Source organism: Kordia sp., assembly GCF_022447245.1.
GTDB lineage: Bacteria > Bacteroidota > Bacteroidia > Flavobacteriales > Flavobacteriaceae > Kordia.
In genome coordinates, this window is record NZ_JAKVBC010000019.1 from 1 (window position 1) to 23,010 (window position 23,010).

Annotated in this window: 23 protein-coding genes; 13 read left to right on the plus strand and 10 right to left on the minus strand. The window is 32.4% G+C overall.

The genetic code is table 11. The features are described from left to right. Positions 1-316: 316 nt before the first annotated feature. Complete coding sequence (locus MK119_RS13570; RefSeq protein WP_290679758.1) at positions 317-3,235, minus strand: GEVED domain-containing protein; 2,919 nt, start codon at positions 3,233-3,235, stop codon at positions 317-319. A 530-nt stretch (positions 3,236-3,765) separates the two neighbouring features. Next, a complete protein-coding gene (locus MK119_RS13575) occupies positions 3,766-5,742 on the minus strand; it encodes a putative porin (protein WP_290679760.1) in 1,977 nt (658 codons plus the stop codon). Positions 5,743-5,946: 204 nt separating this feature from the next. On the opposite strand from MK119_RS13575, the gene MK119_RS13580 reads away from it, so the two are divergent. Next, positions 5,947-6,543: a ribonuclease HII gene (locus MK119_RS13580; RefSeq protein WP_290679762.1), complete on the plus strand. Its 597-nt coding sequence runs from the start codon at positions 5,947-5,949 to the stop codon at positions 6,541-6,543. Between the two features lie 99 nt (positions 6,544-6,642). On the opposite strand, the gene MK119_RS24325 is transcribed toward MK119_RS13580, so the two are convergent. Next, positions 6,643-6,873: a DUF1059 domain-containing protein gene (locus MK119_RS24325; RefSeq protein ID WP_366512818.1), complete on the minus strand. Its 231-nt coding sequence runs from the start codon at positions 6,871-6,873 to the stop codon at positions 6,643-6,645. Between the two features lie 89 nt (positions 6,874-6,962). On the opposite strand from MK119_RS24325, the gene MK119_RS13585 reads away from it, so the two are divergent. Together MK119_RS13585 and MK119_RS13590 are read left to right on the plus strand one after the other, a co-directional pair. Then, on the plus strand, positions 6,963-7,121 hold the full coding sequence (locus tag MK119_RS13585; RefSeq protein WP_290679764.1) for a hypothetical protein: 159 nt from the start codon (positions 6,963-6,965) through the stop codon (positions 7,119-7,121). Between the two features lie 752 nt (positions 7,122-7,873). Then, entirely contained in the window at positions 7,874-10,321 is a 2,448-nt protein-coding gene (locus MK119_RS13590; RefSeq protein ID WP_290679766.1) for a hypothetical protein, read from the plus strand. A gap of 23 nt (positions 10,322-10,344) precedes the next feature. Here MK119_RS13590 and MK119_RS13595 read toward each other — a convergent pair whose 3' ends face one another. The 4 genes from MK119_RS13595 to lipB are packed head-to-tail and all read right to left on the minus strand — an operon-like array spanning position 10,345 to position 12,564. After that, positions 10,345-10,830, minus strand: coding sequence for a hypothetical protein (locus MK119_RS13595; protein WP_290679767.1), 486 nt, complete (start codon positions 10,828-10,830; stop codon positions 10,345-10,347). 14 nt (positions 10,831-10,844) lie between these two features. Beyond that, complete coding sequence (locus MK119_RS13600) at positions 10,845-11,339, minus strand: hypothetical protein (protein WP_290679768.1); 495 nt, start codon at positions 11,337-11,339, stop codon at positions 10,845-10,847. 38 nt (positions 11,340-11,377) lie between these two features. Then, on the minus strand, positions 11,378-11,854 hold the full coding sequence (locus MK119_RS13605; protein WP_290679770.1) for a hypothetical protein: 477 nt from the start codon (positions 11,852-11,854) through the stop codon (positions 11,378-11,380). Next, positions 11,851-12,564, minus strand: a complete 714-nt coding sequence (gene lipB / locus MK119_RS13610) for a lipoyl(octanoyl) transferase LipB (RefSeq protein ID WP_290679772.1) — start codon at positions 12,562-12,564, stop codon at positions 11,851-11,853. The genes MK119_RS13605 and lipB overlap by 4 nt, the downstream gene beginning before the upstream one ends. Positions 12,565-12,742: 178 nt before the next feature. Here lipB and MK119_RS13615 point away from each other — a divergent pair, with 178 nt between their 5' ends. Continuing rightward, on the plus strand, positions 12,743-12,949 hold the full coding sequence (locus tag MK119_RS13615; RefSeq protein ID WP_290679774.1) for a hypothetical protein: 207 nt from the start codon (positions 12,743-12,745) through the stop codon (positions 12,947-12,949). 61 nt (positions 12,950-13,010) lie between these two features. Here MK119_RS13615 and MK119_RS13620 read toward each other — a convergent pair whose 3' ends face one another. Both MK119_RS13620 and MK119_RS13625 read right to left on the minus strand, forming a co-directional pair. Beyond that, on the minus strand, positions 13,011-13,760 hold the full coding sequence (locus MK119_RS13620; RefSeq protein WP_290679776.1) for a hypothetical protein: 750 nt from the start codon (positions 13,758-13,760) through the stop codon (positions 13,011-13,013). Between the two features lie 21 nt (positions 13,761-13,781). Next, positions 13,782-13,943 (minus strand): YqaE/Pmp3 family membrane protein, encoded by a 162-nt coding sequence (locus tag MK119_RS13625; RefSeq protein ID WP_290679778.1) that lies wholly within the window; start codon positions 13,941-13,943, stop codon positions 13,782-13,784. 171 nt (positions 13,944-14,114) lie between these two features. Here MK119_RS13625 and lysS point away from each other — a divergent pair, with 171 nt between their 5' ends. Together lysS and MK119_RS13635 are read left to right on the plus strand one after the other, a co-directional pair. Beyond that, the gene (gene lysS, locus MK119_RS13630; RefSeq protein ID WP_290679780.1) at positions 14,115-15,800 is read left to right on the plus strand and encodes a lysine--tRNA ligase; all 1,686 of its coding nucleotides are present in this window, start codon (positions 14,115-14,117) and stop codon (positions 15,798-15,800) included. A 157-nt stretch (positions 15,801-15,957) separates the two neighbouring features. Beyond that, a complete protein-coding gene (locus MK119_RS13635; RefSeq protein WP_290679782.1) occupies positions 15,958-16,632 on the plus strand; it encodes a hypothetical protein in 675 nt (224 codons plus the stop codon). A 69-nt stretch (positions 16,633-16,701) separates the two neighbouring features. On the opposite strand, the gene MK119_RS13640 is transcribed toward MK119_RS13635, so the two are convergent. Then, positions 16,702-18,201 (minus strand): hypothetical protein, encoded by a 1,500-nt coding sequence (locus tag MK119_RS13640; protein WP_290679784.1) that lies wholly within the window; start codon positions 18,199-18,201, stop codon positions 16,702-16,704. Positions 18,202-18,381: 180 nt separating this feature from the next. Here MK119_RS13640 and yiaA point away from each other — a divergent pair, with 180 nt between their 5' ends. The 7 genes from yiaA to MK119_RS13675 all read left to right on the plus strand — a co-directional run bounded on the left by yiaA (position 18,382) and on the right by MK119_RS13675 (position 22,900). Next, on the plus strand, positions 18,382-18,858 hold the full coding sequence (gene yiaA / locus MK119_RS13645; protein ID WP_290679786.1) for an inner membrane protein YiaA: 477 nt from the start codon (positions 18,382-18,384) through the stop codon (positions 18,856-18,858). Between the two features lie 82 nt (positions 18,859-18,940). Beyond that, positions 18,941-19,735: a tetratricopeptide repeat protein gene (locus tag MK119_RS13650; protein WP_290679788.1), complete on the plus strand. Its 795-nt coding sequence runs from the start codon at positions 18,941-18,943 to the stop codon at positions 19,733-19,735. Between the two features lie 45 nt (positions 19,736-19,780). Further along, the gene (locus MK119_RS13655; RefSeq protein WP_290679790.1) at positions 19,781-20,047 is read left to right on the plus strand and encodes a hypothetical protein; all 267 of its coding nucleotides are present in this window, start codon (positions 19,781-19,783) and stop codon (positions 20,045-20,047) included. Positions 20,048-20,074: 27 nt separating this feature from the next. Beyond that, on the plus strand, positions 20,075-21,358 hold the full coding sequence (locus tag MK119_RS13660) for a DUF2157 domain-containing protein (protein ID WP_290679792.1): 1,284 nt from the start codon (positions 20,075-20,077) through the stop codon (positions 21,356-21,358). Beyond that, positions 21,355-21,924, plus strand: a complete 570-nt coding sequence (locus tag MK119_RS13665; protein WP_290679794.1) for a GDYXXLXY domain-containing protein — start codon at positions 21,355-21,357, stop codon at positions 21,922-21,924. Before MK119_RS13660 ends, MK119_RS13665 begins: the two co-directional genes overlap by 4 nt. 271 nt (positions 21,925-22,195) lie before the next feature. Continuing rightward, positions 22,196-22,372 carry a hypothetical protein gene (locus MK119_RS13670; protein WP_290679796.1) on the plus strand — a complete coding sequence of 59 codons (177 nt, stop codon included), beginning with the start codon at positions 22,196-22,198 and terminating at the stop codon, positions 22,370-22,372. A gap of 21 nt (positions 22,373-22,393) precedes the next feature. After that, positions 22,394-22,900: a hypothetical protein gene (locus MK119_RS13675; protein ID WP_290679798.1), complete on the plus strand. Its 507-nt coding sequence runs from the start codon at positions 22,394-22,396 to the stop codon at positions 22,898-22,900. Positions 22,901-23,010: the final 110 nt, after the last annotated feature.

Sequence of the window (23,010 nt, forward strand, 5' to 3'; positions counted from 1 at the left end):
TACAACATAAATACTTATTATATCCTTATTATATACTTAGGATGTTATTATTGACTTTTGAAAATACATCCATAGAGTAGCGACTGACGAAAACGTAACCAGTTGCTTTTTTACTAATTAAAAAAGCAAAGGGAAACCGAAAGATGGAAAATAGGGTTTTAGGGATTAGGTGTTAGGGATTTATAAAGCCCCTTGTTATATGTTTTTTGATATTCAAATCTAAAAAATTGCCATATTAATTAGTCTTGAAGACATAAAAATATGGCAATTTAATTATAAGGCAGTTCTCATTATTTATTAGATAATAATATGAACATTATTTAACTATAAATTTTTCAGTAACATGCGCTTTAGTTTCTTTTCCTCCAATTTTTAGTGTATACAGTCCTGCAGCTGCTTGAGACATGTCTAAATTAATAACATAAGAGCTAGCAGATGTTCTTGATAAGTTTTTAAACTTAAGTTGTTGACCATTTATGTTATAGATTGCAGCATATACAGAACCTTTGTATGGTGTATTTAATACAGCTTCGAATTGATTTTCTCCTTTTTCAATGATTTTAAGGTCTGAGTTATTAGTCAACGAAAATTCTTCAACGCTTAAAGTTTGAATACTTGCTGTATAATCTTCTGTTTCACCATAAGTTGTTTCCGCACAAGCATCATCAGGAACGACAGCATCCCAGTTCGTTTTTACTCTCATTCTGTGATTTCCTTCGTTAGCACCAGCAGGTATTGTAATATTTACAGTATCTGTAAAAGTTCCTCCTGTTTGTCCTGCTCCCAATATAAAATCAGATACTACTTTTTCATTTGTTTCAAAAATATTATTGTCATTGAAATCTATCCAAACAGTTACATATTGATCCCCATAAGTTGTTGTTAAAGTTAAAGGATATGTAGTATCAGGCTCTAAACTTGCAACTTGATTTGTAAAATCACCATAACCTTCACATCCAGAAGGGTTATTAATTTCAGCAATAGAGAACAACCTTAAACCATCACCAAAACTGCAATTTGCTGAAGGTGCACATATCGTATTCTCAACTGATACCGTCGTACTGTTGTTGCTAGCCATTTGATCACTAACTAATGTTGTAGAAGCAGTGATTGAATATACTGCTACATTTGATAAATCAGCAGTTTGAGTAAATGTGTAATCAAGTGTTTGTTCAGGATTAATTGTAGCTGTTATAGTTTCAGTAATAACAGCTCCTCCACCAACACTGTACTGAACTGGAATGTTACTTTGTGCATTAGAACCGAAGTTTCTAACTGTTACAGTTACAGCTTCATTTCCAAGTCCAGTTCCTGTTACAGGCGCAGTAATATTCGTTACACCTACATCGTTCGCAAGTAAATGCGTAACATCTTTGCTATATGGATCATTTAATGTGAATTCATCGGTAGCTAGAGCTGTCTTTGCTTCTATGGTATATGTTTGACCGGCGTTTGATAGATCAACAGTTTGCGTAAATGTATAGTTAGCTGTATCACCGGAATTCAATGTTCCTGTAAAAACCTCTGAAGCCACTAGGTTACCATCAACTCTCAACTCTAAAGGAATATTTGATTGGCTTAAATTACCAAAGTTTCTGACAGTTACTTCTACAGTTTCTGAGTTTGTTAAAGCGGCATTGACTGGATTTACAATTGCAGTTATTCCGACATCACCATCAAAACCATTAGATAATCTGAAGGAAGCTACTCTAGATTGCCAAACATTAGTAGATCTAAAGTATTCAGCTGTATGCCAAAAGGTAAATCCATCTGGATCCATAGTTAGGTGTGAATAGTCACCAAATCTATTAGAAAATGTTTGCACACCAACACCTGCAACTATAGTAGTTTCAGCAACAGACATTTGCCCTAAAGGATCAGTACTAAAACGTCCAGTATATGCGATACCAACAGGCAAAGTACCACTAGCAATATTGAAACCTAAACCAATATTTCCTTGTTGATCAATTGCTGCTGACCCCATGAAACGGCTACGACCATCTGCTGGAGCATACGTACCTTCTTGATACACACTCCAACCATCAGTATCATTATTTCTTAATTCAATCCAACGGATACCAGAAGTATCATTACCATCTACATCTACGTTAAATGTTATTACCCATGAGTTGTGAGTTCCAAAACTTCTATAGTTTGCGGCATACGATATTACACCACCGATCATATCTATTTTTTGATTTGTTCCTGGCTGATCAACATCTCCTGTTCCAAAAGGAGCAAATACAGAGTCAAAAGCATTTAAACCAACCTCTATAGGAATAGAAACTACAGAATTAGAAGGCGTATTCCAATCCATATCAATTTCCCATATTTTTAAATGGTCATTTGTAATAGCAGCACTCCATCCATCATCTTGCAGGTATACAATATAACCTGGAACATCTGTTGGATAAGTATTTCCTAAAAGGTTTGCTGGTTCTGGACTAAAAACAGTATTTGGGTTATTCACGATTCCTGGTAGCGAAAAACCTACAATTTGTGGATTTGTACCTCCGCTCACCATTACATCTCTATCTAATACATATACTGTATCTCCAGATTTATTTGAAGTAAGATAGTATCCATCAGGCCAAACAGCATAGTGTGGATAGTCAGGAAAAGAATCTAAAGGAAATTCATATACATTATAAGCTCCTGTTGGATCTGGTGTATCTGAAACCCCAATAATTAAAGAATTGTTTGCTACTCCGAACTGACTTACAAAATACCTGTCTGCTAAATGATCATACATTACAATAGGGTCTCCATCATTGTTCCCTGAACTTAAGAATGTACCTAGCGGTGTTGGACCAGCTAAAAGGTTTCCTGATTTATCAAAAACTTTTACTGCAGTATTTACCGCATTTACATAGTGGTTTGGACCTGCTGCACCAGATGGATCTGGAGGAGTAGCTCCACCCGCTTCGTTTGATGAAATACCATCAAAGTTTTCTTCCAAATTAAACATTGCTGAATAATTACCATTTGTTCTCTGTCTTAAAGGATCAACACCATTAAGTGGAAGTCCATTTGGGTTTAATTTTTCGTTTGCCCTTAGATTATTAGATATGATTCTAATTTCATTAACCCTGTAGGCTTGTTCTTCATTTGTCACAAAATCTCTAAGAGGAATTGTTTTTCCTTTAAATTCTCCTTGAATAATCGTCGTAGGCCCGTTTTGCGAGAAGGCAAGTGTGACGCAGAAAAGAAATGGGATGAGTAATAATTTTTTCATTAATATTTGGTTTAGTTTAATAAATAGTAACTCAAGCTTTAGATACTAAATAGGATGATCTTTAAACCATTGAGAAACTTTTTAAATATTAATTTCTATATTTCACCAACCATGCAATTAAAATAAAAAGTAAATCTTAGCATATTTACACTTACTTTTTTTGTCAGAACTTGACAACTCCATTTTTTGATTTTACATTAATGAATATTCATTGACTATCAACAAAATAAGCATCAAAACAATTGCATTTTTGAAAATACAGCATTAATCAATACCGATTTTTAATAAAATATAGGAATTTAGCAATTTTTGATAAAAGTATTATTTTTAATCCTAGTTTCAAAAACTTTATTGAAGAAGTAATGTAAACTTTTTGAATTAAGAAAAGATTTATAGATTCATATATTATTTAAATTCTTTGACATAAACATTACGACATCCTGTAAACTCAGTTATTCATAGATTTAAAATCACCTTTAACAGTTCTAATTCAAAATATTACAAATAGTTAAACTTTTTTTACTCCGTTTTTAAGAGAAGAAATTCCATACCAATCCAAAGCGAACTACAAAATCACGATATGGTTGATTTGGTGCGGCGAAAAAGTTATATCCTGTAAAAGAAGAGTTTAAGTGTTCTAACTTGAAATAAATTCTCGTACGTCTTACTTTGGCATTTATAAAGACATCAAAGCGAGGAAAACCTCCTATTTTTTGTTGATTTTGACTGTAGAATTCTCCAAGTAATGGACTGTATGCATTTCCGAAGTATTCTGTAAAGTAACTAAAGGTAACTCCCGTTTGAATGAAAAGTGCTTTTTTGAACCACTTGTCTGTATAGTATAATGTATTTCGTGTTACCAAGTCAGGAACATTGAACACATCTCCAGTTTGTGTCACTTGCTGATACATTACAGTATTGTTAAGTGCAAATTTTCCATAACGAAATTCTTTCCCTAGTTTTACTTTTAAATACGTAATAGCATCTTGGCTTTGTTGCGGTGACACTTGCGCACCTGCCGTAAGCCCAGAAAAGTATGTATAGTTATCTAAGGATGCAAAGCTTACATCAGCATTCCCCCATTTTTTAGACTTCAGACTAAAGTTGATGCTTTGTGTGCGTTCGTTTTTGAAATTGTTACGCCAGTTGTAATCTATGTAATCACTTTGATTAATGAGAAAATTAAAGTTTGGTGCTTTGGAATTGATAACAATAGAAGCTTCAGCCTTCAAGTCATCATTAAAATTGTATCGTGCACGACCTGTAAAATAATTTCCACCAAGTTCGCCTGATACATTTGCTAACAAATCTGCTTTTAGCTGAATTCCTGCAATGGTATGTCTCCACTCTCCTCCAATGGCAATCACATCACCTTCCAAACTGCTTGGTATAACATTTCCTGAAGCAGGAAATAGAATTTTATCAAAGAAGTAATCGTATTTAGTATGATTGGCTTTAAATTTTACATCTCCAAAAGTTTTTGTCGAATAACTTAAACTTGCTTGATTGAATAACTTTCTAAGCTGCGAACGATCTCTGATAGAATTAGACACAAAACTATTTCCAAATAATACGTTTGCATTCGCTTGATCGTAGATGTAATATTTTGTTTCGTAATTAAAGGTATGCCCAACGCGTAAGTTATTGTCTCTTATGGAATCTTTTTGTTTTACAATTTTATAATCATGTTCCAAAAAGTAACGTTTTCCTACCAATATGTTTTGCGCATCTTGAAATTGCACTGATAAACGCGACCTATCTGTAAATTCTTCTACTCCATTCTCAAAGTCTGCTACAGCTTCTGTAGTCAATCCTCCATTTTCGTTATTTAGAACATCTTGCGAATAAAAATGTGCACGCAATCCATAACGGTCATTTTTTGTGCGGTAGTTTGCCGTTAACCTAAAGTTACCTGTACTGCTCAGTATGTTTTGATATTTTCCTAACGAACGCATTCCTTTGTAAGCAATCGAAAAATTCATGCGTTTGGAAGTATTCATAGTAATAAAAGCATCCAATAATTGCCCTTGTTCCATCGCTGTTTTAAAGAACAGTTCTGTAGTTGGTGTTGGCACATTGAAATATTTCACATCTTCAACCTCGTCATAATTAAAGTGTTTTGCTCGCATTCCAATACTTGGAAAAGCAGCAGCTCTATCAAATGAATATCCTAAACTATTATATGTTTGCCCTAAGTTTGAAAAAGGTATCAATTCAAAATCGTCTCTACGCAGATAATTGTACTTGTAATCTTTCTGAATTGTTAATGTAGTATCTACAATCGTAGTATCTCTATCGTGAGAAATAACTTTATACAGATTGATATCGTATTCTTTTCGTTTGGCAGTATTGTCTTTTTCTGAACCTTTATTTCCCCTATTCACAGGTTCTTGACCTCTTTGATCGAGTCTTTGTTTTTTCTCTGGAATTGGTTTAAATTCGCCTTCCTGCGCTTGTACAGCAGAAACAGTAATACATATAAATATAACGAAAAGGATGTGCTTCACTTCTTTGATTTTTTTAGCGTATCTACATAGTTACCATTCATTTTACGCTAGCTACGCAACAAAAGTATACTTTTTGATCGAAATAAAAAGCTAAGATTTGTTATTGAAATCATAAATTGTTGTTTTTTTAAATAGAACTTGTTTTGTTTTTCTATTTTGATTTAACTTTTAGAACGAATAGTTTTGTCTTTTAAGATTTTACGCATGCTAGCATTACAATTATCTGAGAGCTTGGAAGCTGGAACTGATGAAGCCGGACGCGGATGTCTTGCCGGACCAGTTACAGCCGCTGCCGTTATTTTACCTAAAGATTTTTCAAATGATATACTAAACGACTCTAAACAGTTGAGTGAACGAAAGCGTGAAATTTTGCGCCCTGTTATTGAATTGGAAGCTATGGGTTTTGGCGTAGCGCACATCTTCCCCAAAGAAATTGACACTATCAATATATTAAATGCTTCTATTTTAGGAATGCACAAAGCTATTGATCAACTCTCCATCATCCCTGAACATATTATTGTAGATGGAAATAAGTTTAAACCCTATAAAGAAATTCCACATCAAACCATTATCAAAGGCGATGGAAAGTATTTGAATATTGCTGCTGCTTCTGTTTTAGCCAAAACCTACCGAGATGCGTATATGGAAAAGATTCATGAAGAATTTCCCATGTATAACTGGAAAAAGAACAAAGGGTATCCGACCGTAGAACATCGTGAAGCAATTAAGAAATATGGCACTACCAAATATCATCGCATGTCATTTCGTTTGCTTCCAGAACAATACACCTTAGATTTATAATATTCAAAAAGTTTTCTCGTTGTAATTTTAGTACATTTATACTAAAACCGACCGTTATGAAAACTAAAATTCTTTTATTCCTATTTACCATAGGATTATTCACTTCCTGAAACAATGACGATATTGTAATTCCAGATGCAAATTCAGTTGCGGGTCTATAGAAACTAGTTGATGTTTTCTGCGAATGTGCGCCACCAAATTTTCAAGCAAATCATCTTTGGAATTTTGATCTATCTCAAAACAGACTGATTGTAGACAATGAAATTGATGAACCTTTACAATTTTTTGATAAAGGCATCTATTTTTCTCTTTAAGTAGTGAAACGATCACCTTATTAGATATTCCTTATGAATACTTTTTTGAAGATGGCAAACTATTTATTGGACATGAATATGAAGTTGATGGCCCATTGATGATGTTTGAACGAGAATAAATATCGCTACTATATAATTCAAGGACAGCCAGAAGTCGCTCTCGGTTTTCCTAGAACTTTATTTATATCATTATCTGGAGGACATAGCAAAAATGAAAGAGTCACCGTAATTGTTAGTGTTGCAGAAGCTGCCAATCCTCCGTGAATTTCAACCTCATTTAATGAGCTAATTTTTCCCTTTGAGAGCGATAGACTTTTGATATTTTTTTTTCATAATGTTTAGTTTAAGTTACACTTATAAGGGAACATCTAAAAGATTCACTACCCGTATTTATAAAAATGTAACTTTAACCTATTAAAACTATTTTTTATGTGGGAAGAACGACTCAACATTTTTGATGCTATCGCAGCTAAATGTCCTCTCTTTAAGCGAAAAGGCAAAAGCATGATTTACACTTCTACCAACAGACACATGTTTGGCTTGCTTAACTAAGCTGGCGAGATTGGTTTCCGCTACTCAAAAGAAGTACAAGAAAAATATATCAAGGAATTTAACTCCGATTATTACAAATCCTATGGCGCAACTATGAAATGATATGTATTAATTCCCGATGACATGATGAACGACTTAGACAACCTAGCAAACTTACTCAATGAAAGTTATGAATATGTGATGTCGCTTCTTTCGAAATAATAGCTAAACTAACTCAAAGGACAACTTTACTCATTCTCCATTTGCAACAGCAGCTTTTACATGTATCTTCAATGCAAAGTGTAAAGCTTCTCAGTACATAATGGAGTTTCTGTATCTCTAATACCCTGTTTGGTTATTTATGTTAATAAGAACTGTAATTCTATTGCTCTTATACTAATTCATAAATTAGTAAGTTTTATATTTTTGTAGATACATTACAAAAAGGGCAACAACATCGCAAGATGTTTTTAAATAGAAATTACATGAAAAGAATTCTCATTCTTCTTCTTACCATACTTAGTATTGGTTGTACAACAGAAACTCCTAAGGAATATTCTCTATTAGCTTATGTTCCACAAAATGCTGCTGCAATCATACAAATTCAGAATTTTGAAAGCTTTCGAAGCGAACTCAAAAACAATCAGTTATTAAAATCATTTCGAAAACCATTTTTCAAAAAAGACTTTAATGCCTTTGTTGACTATTTACAATACATAAAACCCAATTCGAAAGCTTTGCTATGCTTTAATGAATTAGGAAAGAAAAATTTTGAATACACCTTTATTACAAAAATTCATCCTGACTTAATTGTCTTAGATTCTTTAGCGAAGTCTAGCACTGAAAAAATTGACTATGAAGGAAACTCCATCACAAAAACTACGTTGAATGATCGTGTAAATTATACCTTTATTGCCGATAGCATTTTTATAAATTCTTCTTCTGAATTATTGATTGAAAATTGCATTCGTTCCTACAAAAAGGCAACAATTCCTGAAACACTCAAAAAAGTTTACGCCACCATTGATGAAACAAAATCTGCAACAGTTTTAGCCAATCCAAAGCATTTTCAACCCTTATTAAAAAAATTATTTCCAAATGCAGCTACAGACATTGTAACTAATTTTGGAGAACAAGCAGCACTAGATGTAAGCATTTTACCTGACGAACTTTCGTTTACAGGAGTTGTAACGTCAAACGACTCACTATCACACACACTGAGTTCTTTAAAAAATACGGCTCCTCGAGAGTACAAAATGGCAAAAGTGATTCCTGTGTCTTTTGAATATTTTACTTCCATAACATTTGATGAATACAAGAAGTTTCACCCAGAAATAAAAAACTCACTGCTTGATGCTTTAGAAGAAGTCACCACCTTCTCTTTTAACGGAAATACGTTTACTGGATTGCGTTTTATTTCTTCTAGCAATGAAGCTATCACACAATTACAAACCAAGTCCGAAGCCAGTACAGTAAGAAATATAAAAGTTTACGAAAACGAAGACGCATCGCTTTTTAAAGACCATTTTACGCCTTTTATCAAGAATTTTGACAATCGTACTTTTGTGGTTTTGGATGAATATATAGTCTTTTCTGAACCAGAGGCAGCAGGTAGTTTAGCTATGTTAATTGGTATGTATAAAGATGAACAAACATTGTTTTATCAAAAGAATTATCAAGAAACCATTAAAAGTTTAAGTGACGAATCGTCTTTGCTTACGTTTGTAAATACGGAAACATTCAAGAAAACATTCGCAGAAAGCGCTCAGAAAAAGTATCAAAAAGAAATTTCAAGCATCAATATTGAAGACTATCCTTTTGCAGCCTTACAGTTTACTAACGAAAAAGGAAGCAATTATGCACATGTTCATGGTATTTTAAAACGAAATACCGCAAAACCTTCTGAAAATACAGTTTCTCAATTATTGAATATAGTATTGGACAATCCTCCTACTTCTAATCCGCAATTTGTCAAAAATCATATTACAAAACGAAAAGAAATTGTAGTGCAAGATGACCAAAATGCTTTGTACTTAATTTCTACTTCAGGAAAAGTTTTATGGAAAAAGCAATTGGATGGACAGCTTTTAGGGAAAGTTTCTCAAGTAGATTTATACAAAAACGGACGCTTACAATTAGCATTTACAACTTCGCAATCTTTTTATGTGTTAGATAGAAATGGAAAAGATGTAAAACCATATCCAACCAAAGCCAAAACAACCTATACACAACCTGTTGCTATTTTTGATTACGACAAATCCAAAAACTACCGCTTTGTATTTACAGAAGGTAATAAAGTATCTATGCGCGATAAAAAAGGAAAAACTGTTTCTGGATTTAAGTTTTCAGGTTCAGAGAACGACTTTATCAATCCGCCACAACATTTTAGAGTTCGCTCTAAGGATTATATTACATTTCAGGAAAGCAACGGAAAACTACACATCTTATCACGTACAGGAAAACCGAGAATTACACCAAAGAAAAATGTTCAATTCTCAGACAATATTATGTACATTCACGACAATCTTTTCACCACATCAGATCGTAAAGGAAATTTAATTCAGATAGATCAGAAAGGGCAATTTCAGGAAACAAAACTTCCTGTAGAGGAAAGTCACGATGTCGTGATGACAAGTAAAACCCTAGTGAGTTTCTTTGAGAATAAGTTACGCATCAAAGACAAAACCGTAGAACTCGACTTTGGTTCGTACAGCAAACCAAATATCTTTTACATTCGCAATAAAATTTACGTTACAATTACGGATAAAGACGCACAAAAAGTATATCTATTTGATAGCAACGCCAAACCAATTGCAGGTTTTCCAGCATTTGGAAGTTCAGCGATTGACCTTGGAAATTTTGACAAAGACAATAAGCTAGAAGTTGTTACCAAAGGAGAGAACAATACTATTTTGGTATATAAGTTAAATTAGGTGTTAGGTGTTAGAAAATACTACTAATATTCCATTTCCTTACCAATATTATCGATTTCCTCTATTACGTCGTGTTCTGAACGCAAGCGTCTAATACGTTTTTTTAACAACGAAGCTTCTAAGAAGCCGAAAAAACCTGGAATCAGAAACAATAAAACTGAAAACACATCTTGTTTACTATATCCGTATTCTATAAATCGAAGTAGAGAGTACAAAGTTACACCACCGATATAAATAAGAAAGGTAGAAAAGCAAATGGTTCCAACCCACAAAAATTTGTGTACTTTTTTTTCTAAACGTCGTTTTTCTTTTCGTCTGTAAAAACGAAATGTTTTAATGTGATAAATAATATTTGCAATTGCAGAAGCAAAAGCAAATCCTAAGTATAAATATATATATAAAGGAATCTGTGCACTGCGTGAAGTTGCCATACTATTCCATACAAGATATATCACTGTTCCTGAAATAAATACAGACACTATAATAAGTATGATTTTAAATATACGCATATTTTTTTTGTGCTTTATAAAATAGAATTATCACCTATATTTTCTAATTCTTCTTCCAAAGATAAATTTTCATGACGTTTTTGAACTCTTTTAAACATTAAAAAGGCTTCCACAATAGCTATCAAACTAAACAATAAGATGATCATAAAAAAGATAAAACCATTCACATCTTGGGTTATCGAAGCATTTGTGGCATAAAAAAAGTTTATAAATGTCTCATATGTAAAATACAGCACGTAGCTAGGAAAAAGCAACGCAGCAATCCATAACAATTTAGGAATCGTACGTCTTCTCTTTATTTTACTGTAATATGGATAGGTTTTTACATGAAATACAACACTCAAAATTCCAGCAACAAACGCAAGTGTTAAAAGAATGTAATCAAAAGTATTTGCAGTGGTATCGCGCGAAAATGATTCAAAGAAAAGAAACAACATTCCTCCTTTAACTAGGACTACATACGCTACAATGAAAACTTTTAATGTTTCTTGAATAATAATTTTGGTCAATGTGAGTGATTTTTCGCTTCAATATAAGACTTTCACTACTAAGATTCATTAACTCCTTTAATATTTTCTATTTCTTCATGCTGCTCTCGTCTTCTCTTGTAAATAGTTACAAAACGATTCAACTTATAGGTTTCCAAAAGCGTAACAAATCCAAAAACGATAAAACAAATAGATAAGATTGCACTAAAAGAATACATCACAAACGTTCCATTTATAATTTTCGGAATTAAAATTCCAAAACCCAACAATAAATTAATGAGTCCAAAAGAAATATGTAAAGCCCAATATTGTTTGGTGAGTTCTTCTATGGTTTTCCCAAAAATAAATAACGGATAGTAACGCAAGGTCTTAATATGGAAGTAAATGCTAAAGGAACTCGTACATGCTAAAAAAAACAACGCCGAGACAGCTCCTTGAAAACTTCTCAAATCTAAATACATCACATAACTAAACACAAAAAGAAGTACGGTGATGATAATCGTAAAAATTAGCAATCCTATCTTTACAAGTTTCATTTTACAGTTTGATATGCAAGTTCAGCTTCAAAAAGTATTTCAAAATGACGCAATAATTTTTCTTTTACTTCCGCCTCATCAATCTGCATCTTTCCGAGTTCAACATTTAAAGAAGTTACCGCTTTTCCTCTAATTCCACACGGAATGATATTATCAAAGTATCCTAAATCTGCATTTACATTCAAAGCAAAACCGTGCATGGTTACCCAACGACTCGCGCGTACTCCCATAGCACATATTTTACGTGCAAACGGCGTACCTACATCCAACCAAACGCCCGTTTCACCTTCGCTCCTAGTCGCTTTCAAACCATATTCTGCCAAAGTCAAAATGATCATTTCTTCTAATAAACGTAGATACTTATGAATATCTGTAAAGAAATTTTCTAAATCCAAAATAGGATAGCCAACAATTTGCCCAGGTCCGTGATACGTAATATCACCTCCACGATTTATTTTATAAAACGTAGCACCTTTGGCTTTTAATTGTGTTTCATCTAATAATAAATTAGAAATATCACCACTTTTTCCTAAGGTATATACATGCGGATGTTCTACAAACAAAAAGTGATTCTTTGTTTCCAATCCTGCGTCTTCGCGTCGATTTTTAATTTTAGTATCAACAATGTCCTTGAATAAATCTTCTTGAAAATCCCAAGTTTCTTTATAATCTTTTGTACCTAAATCCTGTACTTGTATCGTTTTGTTCAATGTATGCATATTTACAATTACAAAAATACGATATTATCAACGAAGGAGATTCCTTTTTAAGATACTATTTACATACTTCAATTCTTACGTGTTTTTCCTGTAGTAATTTTAGTGAAAATGCCTTTTTGTAAAATTGCGATTTAAAAGTTCTTTGCAACGAAACAAAAAATAATAGATCATGAAGAAAAAATCTCTAAAATCATTATCCATAAAGAAAAGTAATATTGCGAATATTACAGGAGGATTAAAAGATGGACAAGCACAAGAAGCATTAACGCTTTTAGCATGTCCTAGTGGGACTACAATTTTGACAATTCATTCCATAGATCCATGGAGATGCCCAACAATTTCTTGCAACAGTATATGCGAATGGTGTCCAAAATAGGTTAAAAAAAAGAGGAATTACAATTGTGTAATTCCTCTTCTCTATTTAGTAATATACTTTTTTATTTTTCCAACTCAACTTCTAAGTTTAGAATTTCCGGATTGTTTACAAATTCCATAACATTAATTTTCACTGTAAAACTCTTCCCATCTTCTCCTATGACAGCATCTTTTACAGAAACGGATTTGATTTTTTTAGGAAAGTGATAATTCAACTTATAGGTTGACGCAGCAAATAACATTTCTGCTTGTCCCATATTTTGTTTAAGAGAATCCAGCAACTTTTTATCTAAAACTTGAAAGGAACGCTTAAATACATTATTATTAAAGGAATACTCCATCTTTGTCACTTTATCTGGATCTATAGAAGACAACGGATTTTTAGATCCCATTATTTTAGAATCTTGAGCCAATTTATTGAGCGAATTCATCGCGCCAAACATACTTTGCATGTCTCTTATACTTTTGAAGTTTGCAAAAATATCAAAAGTGAATTTACTTTTCTTGGTGTCCATCACCATATGCATATTTAATTTTTCTAGACTTTTGATCTTTTTTTGATCATCACTTGAAAGTTTAGAAAGATTTAAATTCCCTTTTCGAAATATATCTTTGAACGATATCATAGAATCAATAGACTCTTCTCTTCCACCTGTCATTTGACTTCCCATCATTTGCATCAGTTCAGAGCCATCTAAATAATACGACACTTTTCCTGAACCATCATCATTAATATAAATTGTTTCCGAGAATTCGCAACTTGTAAAAAATGTTGCTAATACGACTAAAAGTCCTAAATAGATTTTTTTCATGGTTATTAAATTAAGTAGTTTTTATTGTCGATCTGGATTGTTTAATATGACCAATGCGGCAATGGTTCCGGGAACCCAACCACATATCCACAAAAGAAAGACAATTACTATAGATCCGCAACCTTTATCCAATACAGATAATGGCGGAAAATTAATTGCCAATAATACTCTCCAAATACTCATGTTATTATTTTGTTTAATGATTGATGATACTCATAAGACTGAAAAACAGCAAAAATGTTACAGAATTACTGTTGCTACAAAGTTTTGTGAGTTCAAATATTTCCAAATCAATACATTGGTATACTAATGAAATGTATTTATCTTTGCAAACTTAAATTTACACATAATATTATGCAATTATCAGAGCAAGAAATCGTTCGTAGAGAAAAACTTTCAAAGTTACGCGAACTCGATATTAATCCTTATCCAGCAAATTTGTATCCTGTAAATCATACTTCGAAACAGGTGAAGGAAACTTTTGCAGAAGGTAAACAGGTGATAATTGCAGGTAGATTGATGTCGCGCCGTATTCAAGGTTCGGCTTCATTCGCAGAAATGCAAGATGCTGAAGGAAGAATTCAAGTTTATTTTAATAGAGACGAAATTTGTCCAGGAGAAGATAAATCACATTATAATACTGTTTATAAAAAATTATTAGACATAGGTGATTTTATTGGAATTGAAGGAGAATTATTCACTACAAAAGTTGGTGAAAAAACCGTAATGGTGAAAAATTTCACGGTATTGAGTAAAGCTTTAAAGCCATTGCCACTTCCAAAGGAGAAAGATGGAGTTGTATATGATAAGTTTGATGATCCAGAACAGCGTTACCGTCAGCGTTATGCTGATTTGGTTGTAAATCCACACGTAAAAGAAGTGTTTGTAAAGCGTACAAAATTGTTCAACGCTATGCGTAACTTCTTTAATGAAGCTGGTTATTTTGAAGTAGAAACACCAATCTTACAACCAATTCCTGGTGGAGCAGCTGCACGTCCATTTGTAACACATCACAACTCATTGAATATTCCATTATATATGCGAATTGCCAACGAATTGTATTTAAAAAGATTGATTGTTGGTGGATTTGATGGTGTGTATGAATTCTCTAAAAACTTCCGTAATGAAGGAATGGATCGTACACATAATCCTGAATTTACCGCCATGGAAATTTATGTAGCTTACAAAGACTACAATTGGATGATGGAATTCACAGAAAAGTTATTGGAACACTGTGCTATTGCCGTAAACGGAACTACCACAGCAACGTTTGGAGAACATACCATTGACTTTAAAGCACCGTACAAACGTGTAACGATGACACAATCGATCATTGATTTCACAGGATTTGACATTACAGGAAAATCTGAAGAAGAACTTCGTGAAGCAGCCAAAGGCATGGGCATTGAAGTGGATGAAACGATGGGGAAAGGAAAACTGATCGATGAAATTTTCGGCGAAAAATGTGAAGGGAATTATATTGAACCAACCTTCATTACAGATTACCCGAAAGAAATGAGTCCGTTGTGTAAAGAACATCGTGATAATCCTGAACTAACAGAACGCTTTGAATTAATGGTATGTGGTAAAGAAATTGCCAACGCTTATTCGGAGTTAAATGATCCAATTGATCAGCGTGAACGCTTTGAAGCGCAGTTGAAACTTTCTGAAAAAGGTGACGATGAAGCAATGTTTATTGACAATGACTACATTCGTGCATTAGAATATGGAATGCCGCCAACATCTGGTTTAGGAATTGGAATGGACCGTTTAATTATGTATTTAACCAACAATCCATCTATCCAAGAAGTATTGTTCTTTCCACAAATGCGACCAGAGAAAAAGCAAGTTGCTTTAACTGACGAAGCCAAAGTGGTTTTAGACTTATTGAAAAAAGTAGAAAAACTTCCATTAGCAGATTTAAAAGCGCAAGCAGGATTGTCTAATAAAAAATGGGACAAGTCTATTAAAGAATTGACTAAGAATAGTCTTGCTAAAGTTGAGAAAAACGATGATGGGCTTTTTGTAGAGCTTGTTTAAGTTATAAAATGTACACTTCGCCTCCGCTCAGTGTACTTTCGTAATAGTATTAAAGGAACTGTAAATTTACAGTTCCTTTTTTCGTAACATTATTTTATATCTTAGAACTCTTAAAACTCACAAAGATCACAACTTCTATTTTAAATAAACTCATACATTGAAAAACTCAAAATCTGCCTTTGGAATTATAATTACTGTCATTTTAGCTATCGGTCAAATTACATTTGGAATTATTGATTTCTCTAATAATTCATCTTCTACATTCGACTATCCAAAAGTTGATCCTGAAATAAATCGTAATCTTGAAGATCAATTTATGAAAATGATCCCAATGGCGTTATTGACAGGAAAAATGGTTCCAGGAAAAGAACTCTTGCAATTGCAAAAAGATTCTGTTTTCCCTGTTACTGAATATGTCAACGTGCATCTCTACAAAAAATTTCATTTGTACGATTCAGCAATAACTTCAACCACTGAGCTATTCGGAAAGTTTTCTAAATATTATTTCTTTTATGATCGTGTTGAGAAATCTGCTTCGGAATCGATTGTCGATCAATGGGAAGTGTTACGAAGTAAATGTTCAAGGAGACAGATTGCCACAAGTATTTTTTTACATAAAAAACTCAAAGAATACAGCTTTAAAAATGTAACTATTGAAGAACATAAGTTTACCATTTCATGGGATACTATTGAAATGCAAGGTATTGCAGCTTTGGTTGAAACTGAAAATGATCGTTTTTTCTTTCACTTTATTTCTAAAGAAAAAAAAGGACACAAGTTTGATACTTCTTTTCTTAGGAAATATCTAAATCTTTATTTGAAGATTGAATAGTTTTTTGTTAGACTAGCTTAGACATTCTTCGTTTTTAGACTTGTTCAGAAGCGCTTTGCTTTTAGTTTATTAAATCTTTACCAAATCTAAAGTTGTTTCATACAATGAAGTTTTATTCATTTTGGCTTTTAACCAAGCGTAAAAACTCATGACAAAAATATCTTCTTCTACACGTTCTCTCCATTGAAAAGATTGTGCAAATTTCGTTTGAAATTCTTCAGAAGTTACTTTTTCTGGCGCATGATAAAATTCTTTTACAAATTTTAAAAAGGTAATTACGCGTTCTTCTCCCGATTTTCTAAAAAACGGATAGTACTTTCGCTGAAAACTTGCAAAACGCGAATCAACATAAGAAATATTTCCCAGTTCAATATGTAATAACAATTCAATCAAATTCTTTTTTATGACCCAATCCACGCCCGTTTTTTCCTCATACCATTTGTCCGTATGATAAAATTTTGAGAATACTTTTTGCGCCTTTTTATATTCACCTTGCTGAAAATACAATACAATCAAACTGATATGTACGTCCAACATGGCTTCTAAATCATACTTTTTTAAATCGATCACTTCTTCTAATAACTGAATAGCTTTTTTGGCATTTCCAGAATAGTTATAATTCAACGCTAACAAACATTGATAAGATAACAAAGAATCTTTGTAATACTTTTGCTTTTGTTGCTCCATTGCTGCTTTCATAAGCTCCAAATAGGTTAAACTTTGCGCAAATTCTTTCTTCCTAAAGAAAATATTAGCGATTAGATACAATACTTTGATATGATAAAACAAATGTTTGTCTGTTTGTTTTAATCGGTTCGAAATGGCGTTGTAATTCTCTAAAATAAATGGTTCAATCGCAAAATAAGTTCTGTTAACTGCAGCAATTGAGTTGACAATTTGTGCTAATTGATATAAGGATTTATAAGACAATCCGATTTCCTTTGAAATTCCAAAACGCTCATAGGTTTCTTGGATTAGACTTTGAAACGAGATAATTTCACCTTTATACACTACTTTTTGCACTTCTTCCTGAATAACTGCATACGCCATATTTAATTTTTCTTCTTGCAGAAAATCTTGTTGATTGGCAGTACATTTTTCAATCAAAACTTCCAAAGGCGGCGCAAAACTAGTTCTATGTGCGTATTGTATTTGTGTATGATAGACTTCATTTAATAGCGAAAAATGCAAAATCTCACGTGCTTTTTTTTCAGCTTTGTCTAAAATTTTAAATGCTGTCTTAAATTGTTTTTGGAGCAATAAATTCCGTGCAACTAAAATTCGTTTGGTAATTTCCAATTCATCTGAAACCTCATGCGTTAAACTTTGTGTTGCCATAAAATCAACCAATGAACTCCACAAACGTTTCCGCAATCCGTGATACGCTGTTTTGTTGTCCTTTCCATATAGTTTTTTAGGAATCTCCTTAGCGGGATACTTCGCGAGTAGCAACTGAAACAATTGCACATTCTTTGTATCGTGTCGCTTGTTTCTATACGTAAGATATTTTATAAACTCTTGCTGTTCTTCTGTAGAAAATTCAGAAATAATAACATCAATAGCGATCATTATATCGACTGTTTTTATTTATTTAAAATACTATATATCAATACTTTAAACAATTTATTATTCTATAAATATAATCCTTTTTTATCAAAGATTAGATTTCATACTCAAAAATCCAATCGCATATTTGTCCTGTAATCAAAACACAACAACAAATCAATTTACATTTAAAATCAAACCATTATGGAACAACACAAATTTTTAAATCCAGAAGAAAAAAACAAGAAATCTAGAACAACAACAAATAGAGCAGAAAAAAATCCTTTTAAACCAACACCAGCGTTTATATCTGCATCTTGGGCAGCATTAGCCATCGGAATGATATCGTACTGTATCGGATTATGGAAAGCAACCATGGAATTTAACGAAAAAGGATATTACTTCACCATTTTACTATTCGGATTATTCTCCGTGATTTCAGTTCAAAAAGCTGTAAGAGATAAAATGGAAGGTATTCCAGTAACTGAAATCTATTATGGAATTAGCTGGTTCACAACTATTGCAGCAATTTTATTACTCGTAGTTGGATTGTGGAATGCAGAATTAGAATTGAGTGAAAAAGGGTTTTACGGAATGTCATTTACATTAAGTCTATTTGCATCCGTAGCCGTACAAAAAAATACCAGAGACATGTACGCATTAAAAAATCAAAACGCCTAAATGTGGGTTGATTACCAAGAAACCTTGCAATAACAAGCGAAAGCAGTTGTTGCGAGGTTTTACCTAATCAAATATATAAAAGATGGAAAAAGTTAATCAAATAAAGCTAACAGTAATCTTTCTGTTACTAGCAATTTCAGTTAATGCTCAGAATGATCCAATAGCATTATATAAAGAAGGAAATTCCAATTTTCAATCAGGGAATTTTGAAAAAGCAATTGCGAATTACACAGAATTAATGAAAATCGTTGATACAAAAACAGTTCAAAAAACCTGTTATATAAATCGTGGACTTTCATACGACAGACTTCAAAAATATGATTTAGCAATTGCTGATTTTACAGAAGCGATCAAACTAGACAGCACAGATATGGCTTCATTTATAGATAGAGGTCTTGCAAAAATGCATGCTGGAGATTTAGAAAAGGCTAAAGAAGACTACAATTATGTAGTTACCAACAACAGCAATCCTAAAATGATGCAGTCTGCCTTGTATTGGCTTGCTCGTATTCACTATGCTCAAGGAAAATTTAAAGAAGCAATACAAAACTGTGATCAGTATTTTGTAATCAACTCAAAAGATCCTGAATTGTATTTTATCCGTGGAACTGCAAACGATATGCTGCGAAATTTTAAACAATCTATTAAGGATTATAGCAAAGCAATTGAAATTAAATCAAATTATTTTCAAGCGTATGCAAACCTTGGAACAGCTAAGAAGAACCTATTAACTGGAAATGGAAATTTACAACCAAGCAAGAAAGAGACAAAAAGCGCATGTAAAGATTTGAAAAAAGCCAAAGAACTTGGAGATAATTCAGTTGACGACTTGATTTTTATCTATTGCGACAGAGAAGTAAAAAAGAAACGGAATTAAAACCCTTTAAGTAGCAACTTAAAAAAATTAATAAGCATCCGAAAAATGAACGATCAAATAAAATCAATTGTTATTGTATTCAGCGGATTACTTACATGGATACTTAGTTATTTTATTCCTGTTGGCGGTGGAGGTGTTAGTCTAATATTTCTCCTTACAATTCCTTTTTTTATAGTCTTAGGAAGTGCTTTCGGGATGATTTATTTCGCTTTGGTTCGAAAAATTAAAAACACTTATTATAGAAACAGTATCTTTTTAACGATGCTACTTATAATCATCGTCTTAACATTTGCATGGTACCCGTATCGTTAATTTTAAAATATTCTAAAATTAAAAATCATGAGTTCAAAAATAAAAAGAGCCTTGCCCGAATTGGTCGAAAACGGCATTATTACGGAAGAGATTGCTCAAAACATCAATAATTATTACGAAACTACTTCCGAATCCAACCCGAACAGATTGTTCATTGTTTTCGGAATTTTAGGTGCAACGTTAGTAGGATTAGGTATTATCTTAATCATGGCACATAACTGGGATGATTTCCCAAAATCCATCAAACTAGCACTTGCTTTTGCTCCTATGCTTATTGGGCAATTTATTTTGGGATATGGTATTGTAAAAGGAAAAAGTATGGTATGGAAAGAAGCTGCTACTGCATGTTTATTCTTTGCCGTTGGCGCTTGTATTGCCATTGTAAGTCAAGTATATCATGTTTCAGGTGATATAGAATCATATTTACTTGCTTGGGTAGTGTTGTGCACACCTCTGCTTTATGTTACCAAATCTAAAGCAGCTATTATTTTACATCTTGTTTTTTGCACCTATTTTGCTGTTGAAGTTAATTTTACATTCAGAGGCACAACCTTTCCGCAAATATACTTTATTCTATTAGCTGTAAGTATTCCGCGTTATATAGAAATGCTAAAATCAAAAATACCATCAGCTTCATTATATATGCTACATTGGATGTTTCCACTAAGTTTGATCATCTCTCTTCCTACTTGTATTGAAAGTAATTTTGAGATTGGTTCTTTACTTTACATCTTATTATTTGGTGTTTTTTATAATATTGGACAACTTCCATATTTTAAAGACAAATCATTACTACAAAATAGTTACTCCTTTTTTGGTTCGTTAGGAACTGTAATTATATTACTCATAATGAGTTTTAAAGATCCATGGAGGTTCAATATTAACCATAATCTAATTTTCTTTTCAGAATTTATCAGCATTGCTATTTTATTTATTTCTGCATGTATCCTTCTTTACCTCAACAACAAACAACAAAAACTACGAGGAAGTCATTTGTTTCAATACACTTTTCTCATCTTTGGCGCTATCTTTTTAATTGGTCAAACGAATCCGATGCTAGCTCCTATATTTGTCAATATCTTGCTCCTTATTTTAGGACTTGTTACGATTAAAATTGGTACTGATAAATTGCATTTTGGATTGTTGAACTATGGCTTGCTAATTATTGCTGCCGTGATTACATTCCGTTTTTATGATACAGACATCAGTTTTGCTCTACGTGGAATTATTTTCCTTTTACTTGGCATAGGATTCTTTGTTGCCAATTATATCATGTTCAAAAAACAAAACGCTAAAAAAATACAACCATGAAAAAAATACATATATACTTACTTTTTGGATTGATGGTAGTAGCACAAATTTTTGCTTCTGCACAAATTGTTTACAAGTATGAACAGACCATTGCTAGAGGAACTATTTATAAATTTAAAACGGCTCCAGTAGATCCAAGTGATCCATTTCGTGGAAAATACATCACATTAAACTTTGAAATTGATCGCTTTATTACTGATGATGAGGTTTGGAATTATAACGATAAAGCATTTGCCTATTTTTCAAAAGATAAAAATGGATATGCGGTATTAGAAACACTTTCAAAAACGAAATTATCAGATAGTGAATTTGATTATGTAGAAGTAGAAACTACTAATTATACTAATAAAGGCATTATATATTTTGATTTGCCTTTTGACACGTATTATATGGACGAAAACAAAGCGTATGATGCAGAAAAATTATACCGAAATAATAATAGGCGTAACAAACAACAAGATGTATATGCCATAGTTCATCTTCAAAATGGAACACACGTATTAACGGATGTTATCATAAATGGAATTTCCATAAAAAATGCTGTAGAAAAACAAACGCATTTATAGAAAAATCTGTTTGCTAGAAACATTAATTTTATAGTTACAAAACACCATCTTTTTACATTTTAAGATGGTGTTTTTTTTATTCTAATTCTTCTTTTTCACTATTTCTGTTTTGGATAAAAATCCAAAATTCCTCTATTTATTTTGTTAAAATCTAACGCTTATAAAATAACTCAGCACTTCTATTGAATTATTACCTACTTTGATAAAGAAACAACAACTCCCCAACCAATTTTAACAGTTAAAACAATTAAAAAAAGCATATCTTGAAATCATGAAAAAAACAACTCTCTTATTACTAAGTATTCTCCTTTTTAGCTGCAAAGGAAATCAAATCCAAGAAACAGCTCTTTCATATACAATGACTCCTAACAAAACATATTCGTATGAGTTTGTATTGAGTTCGAAAGCATTAACAATTACACAATTGGTGGATTTTAAACTAATATAATCTGCCAATGATAGTTTGCAAATGGAAGCCGCAATTCAAGATATGAAATGGAAAGATGATGGCGGAGAACTTGAACAAGAAACCAACCAATATTACAAAGATCGTTTTATCAATAACCCTTTTGTATTTACCATAAATTCACAAGGAAAAATACTAAAGAATCTTGAGTATAAAAGCGGACATCATCAAGAAACGGTGTTTGATATTAATAATTTCTTTATGGAATTACCAACAGGAATTCAAAAAACAGGTGATTCATGGACAGGTTCTCGGCCTGCGGTTGATTTGATATTTACAAGAATCAATTCCAAATACACGTTCTTAGAAATCCAAAATGATAGTTTGGCACATATTAAAGTTTCTAGCGAACTGAAAAGTGATGATGAAGATAGTGTCTTTACCAAAAACTTAAAAGGCACTTATATTGTGAATACTAATAACGGATTGCTAGAAATAGGAAAACTTGAAATGGGTGGTTTTAATGGCTTTAGCAATATTTCAGGAACGATTCGTATTTATAAAAAGTAGTATTCTAAATTCCTCACAAAAAAAAGCTCATAATATCCAATTCACTCAAAACACATCATTAACAACTCACTAAAGACTGTTAAACAATTCACAAAATAAAAAAAGTCATT

What these genes read in the sequence shown, in the direction of transcription:
- MK119_RS13570 (WP_290679758.1), bottom strand. Translation starts at nt 3,235, where the DNA reads ATGAAAAAATTATTACTCATCCCATTTCTTTTCTGCGTCACACTTGCC.
- MK119_RS13580 (WP_290679762.1), top strand. Translation starts at nt 5,947, where the DNA reads ATGCTAGCATTACAATTATCTGAGAGCTTGGAAGCTGGAACTGATGAA.
- MK119_RS13590 (WP_290679766.1), top strand. Translation starts at nt 7,874, where the DNA reads ATGAAAAGAATTCTCATTCTTCTTCTTACCATACTTAGTATTGGTTGT.
- MK119_RS13595 (WP_290679767.1), bottom strand. Translation starts at nt 10,830, where the DNA reads ATGCGTATATTTAAAATCATACTTATTATAGTGTCTGTATTTATTTCA.
- MK119_RS13605 (WP_290679770.1), bottom strand. Translation starts at nt 11,854, where the DNA reads ATGAAACTTGTAAAGATAGGATTGCTAATTTTTACGATTATCATCACC.
- MK119_RS13615 (WP_290679774.1), top strand. Translation starts at nt 12,743, where the DNA reads ATGAAGAAAAAATCTCTAAAATCATTATCCATAAAGAAAAGTAATATT.
- MK119_RS13620 (WP_290679776.1), bottom strand. Translation starts at nt 13,760, where the DNA reads ATGAAAAAAATCTATTTAGGACTTTTAGTCGTATTAGCAACATTTTTT.
- MK119_RS13625 (WP_290679778.1), bottom strand. Translation starts at nt 13,943, where the DNA reads ATGAGTATTTGGAGAGTATTATTGGCAATTAATTTTCCGCCATTATCT.
- lysS (WP_290679780.1), top strand. Translation starts at nt 14,115, where the DNA reads ATGCAATTATCAGAGCAAGAAATCGTTCGTAGAGAAAAACTTTCAAAG.
- MK119_RS13640 (WP_290679784.1), bottom strand. Translation starts at nt 18,201, where the DNA reads ATGATCGCTATTGATGTTATTATTTCTGAATTTTCTACAGAAGAACAG.
- yiaA (WP_290679786.1), top strand. Translation starts at nt 18,382, where the DNA reads ATGGAACAACACAAATTTTTAAATCCAGAAGAAAAAAACAAGAAATCT.
- MK119_RS13650 (WP_290679788.1), top strand. Translation starts at nt 18,941, where the DNA reads ATGGAAAAAGTTAATCAAATAAAGCTAACAGTAATCTTTCTGTTACTA.
- MK119_RS13655 (WP_290679790.1), top strand. Translation starts at nt 19,781, where the DNA reads ATGAACGATCAAATAAAATCAATTGTTATTGTATTCAGCGGATTACTT.
- MK119_RS13660 (WP_290679792.1), top strand. Translation starts at nt 20,075, where the DNA reads ATGAGTTCAAAAATAAAAAGAGCCTTGCCCGAATTGGTCGAAAACGGC.
- MK119_RS13665 (WP_290679794.1), top strand. Translation starts at nt 21,355, where the DNA reads ATGAAAAAAATACATATATACTTACTTTTTGGATTGATGGTAGTAGCA.
- MK119_RS13670 (WP_290679796.1), top strand. Translation starts at nt 22,196, where the DNA reads ATGAAAAAAACAACTCTCTTATTACTAAGTATTCTCCTTTTTAGCTGC.
- MK119_RS13675 (WP_290679798.1), top strand. Translation starts at nt 22,394, where the DNA reads ATGGAAGCCGCAATTCAAGATATGAAATGGAAAGATGATGGCGGAGAA.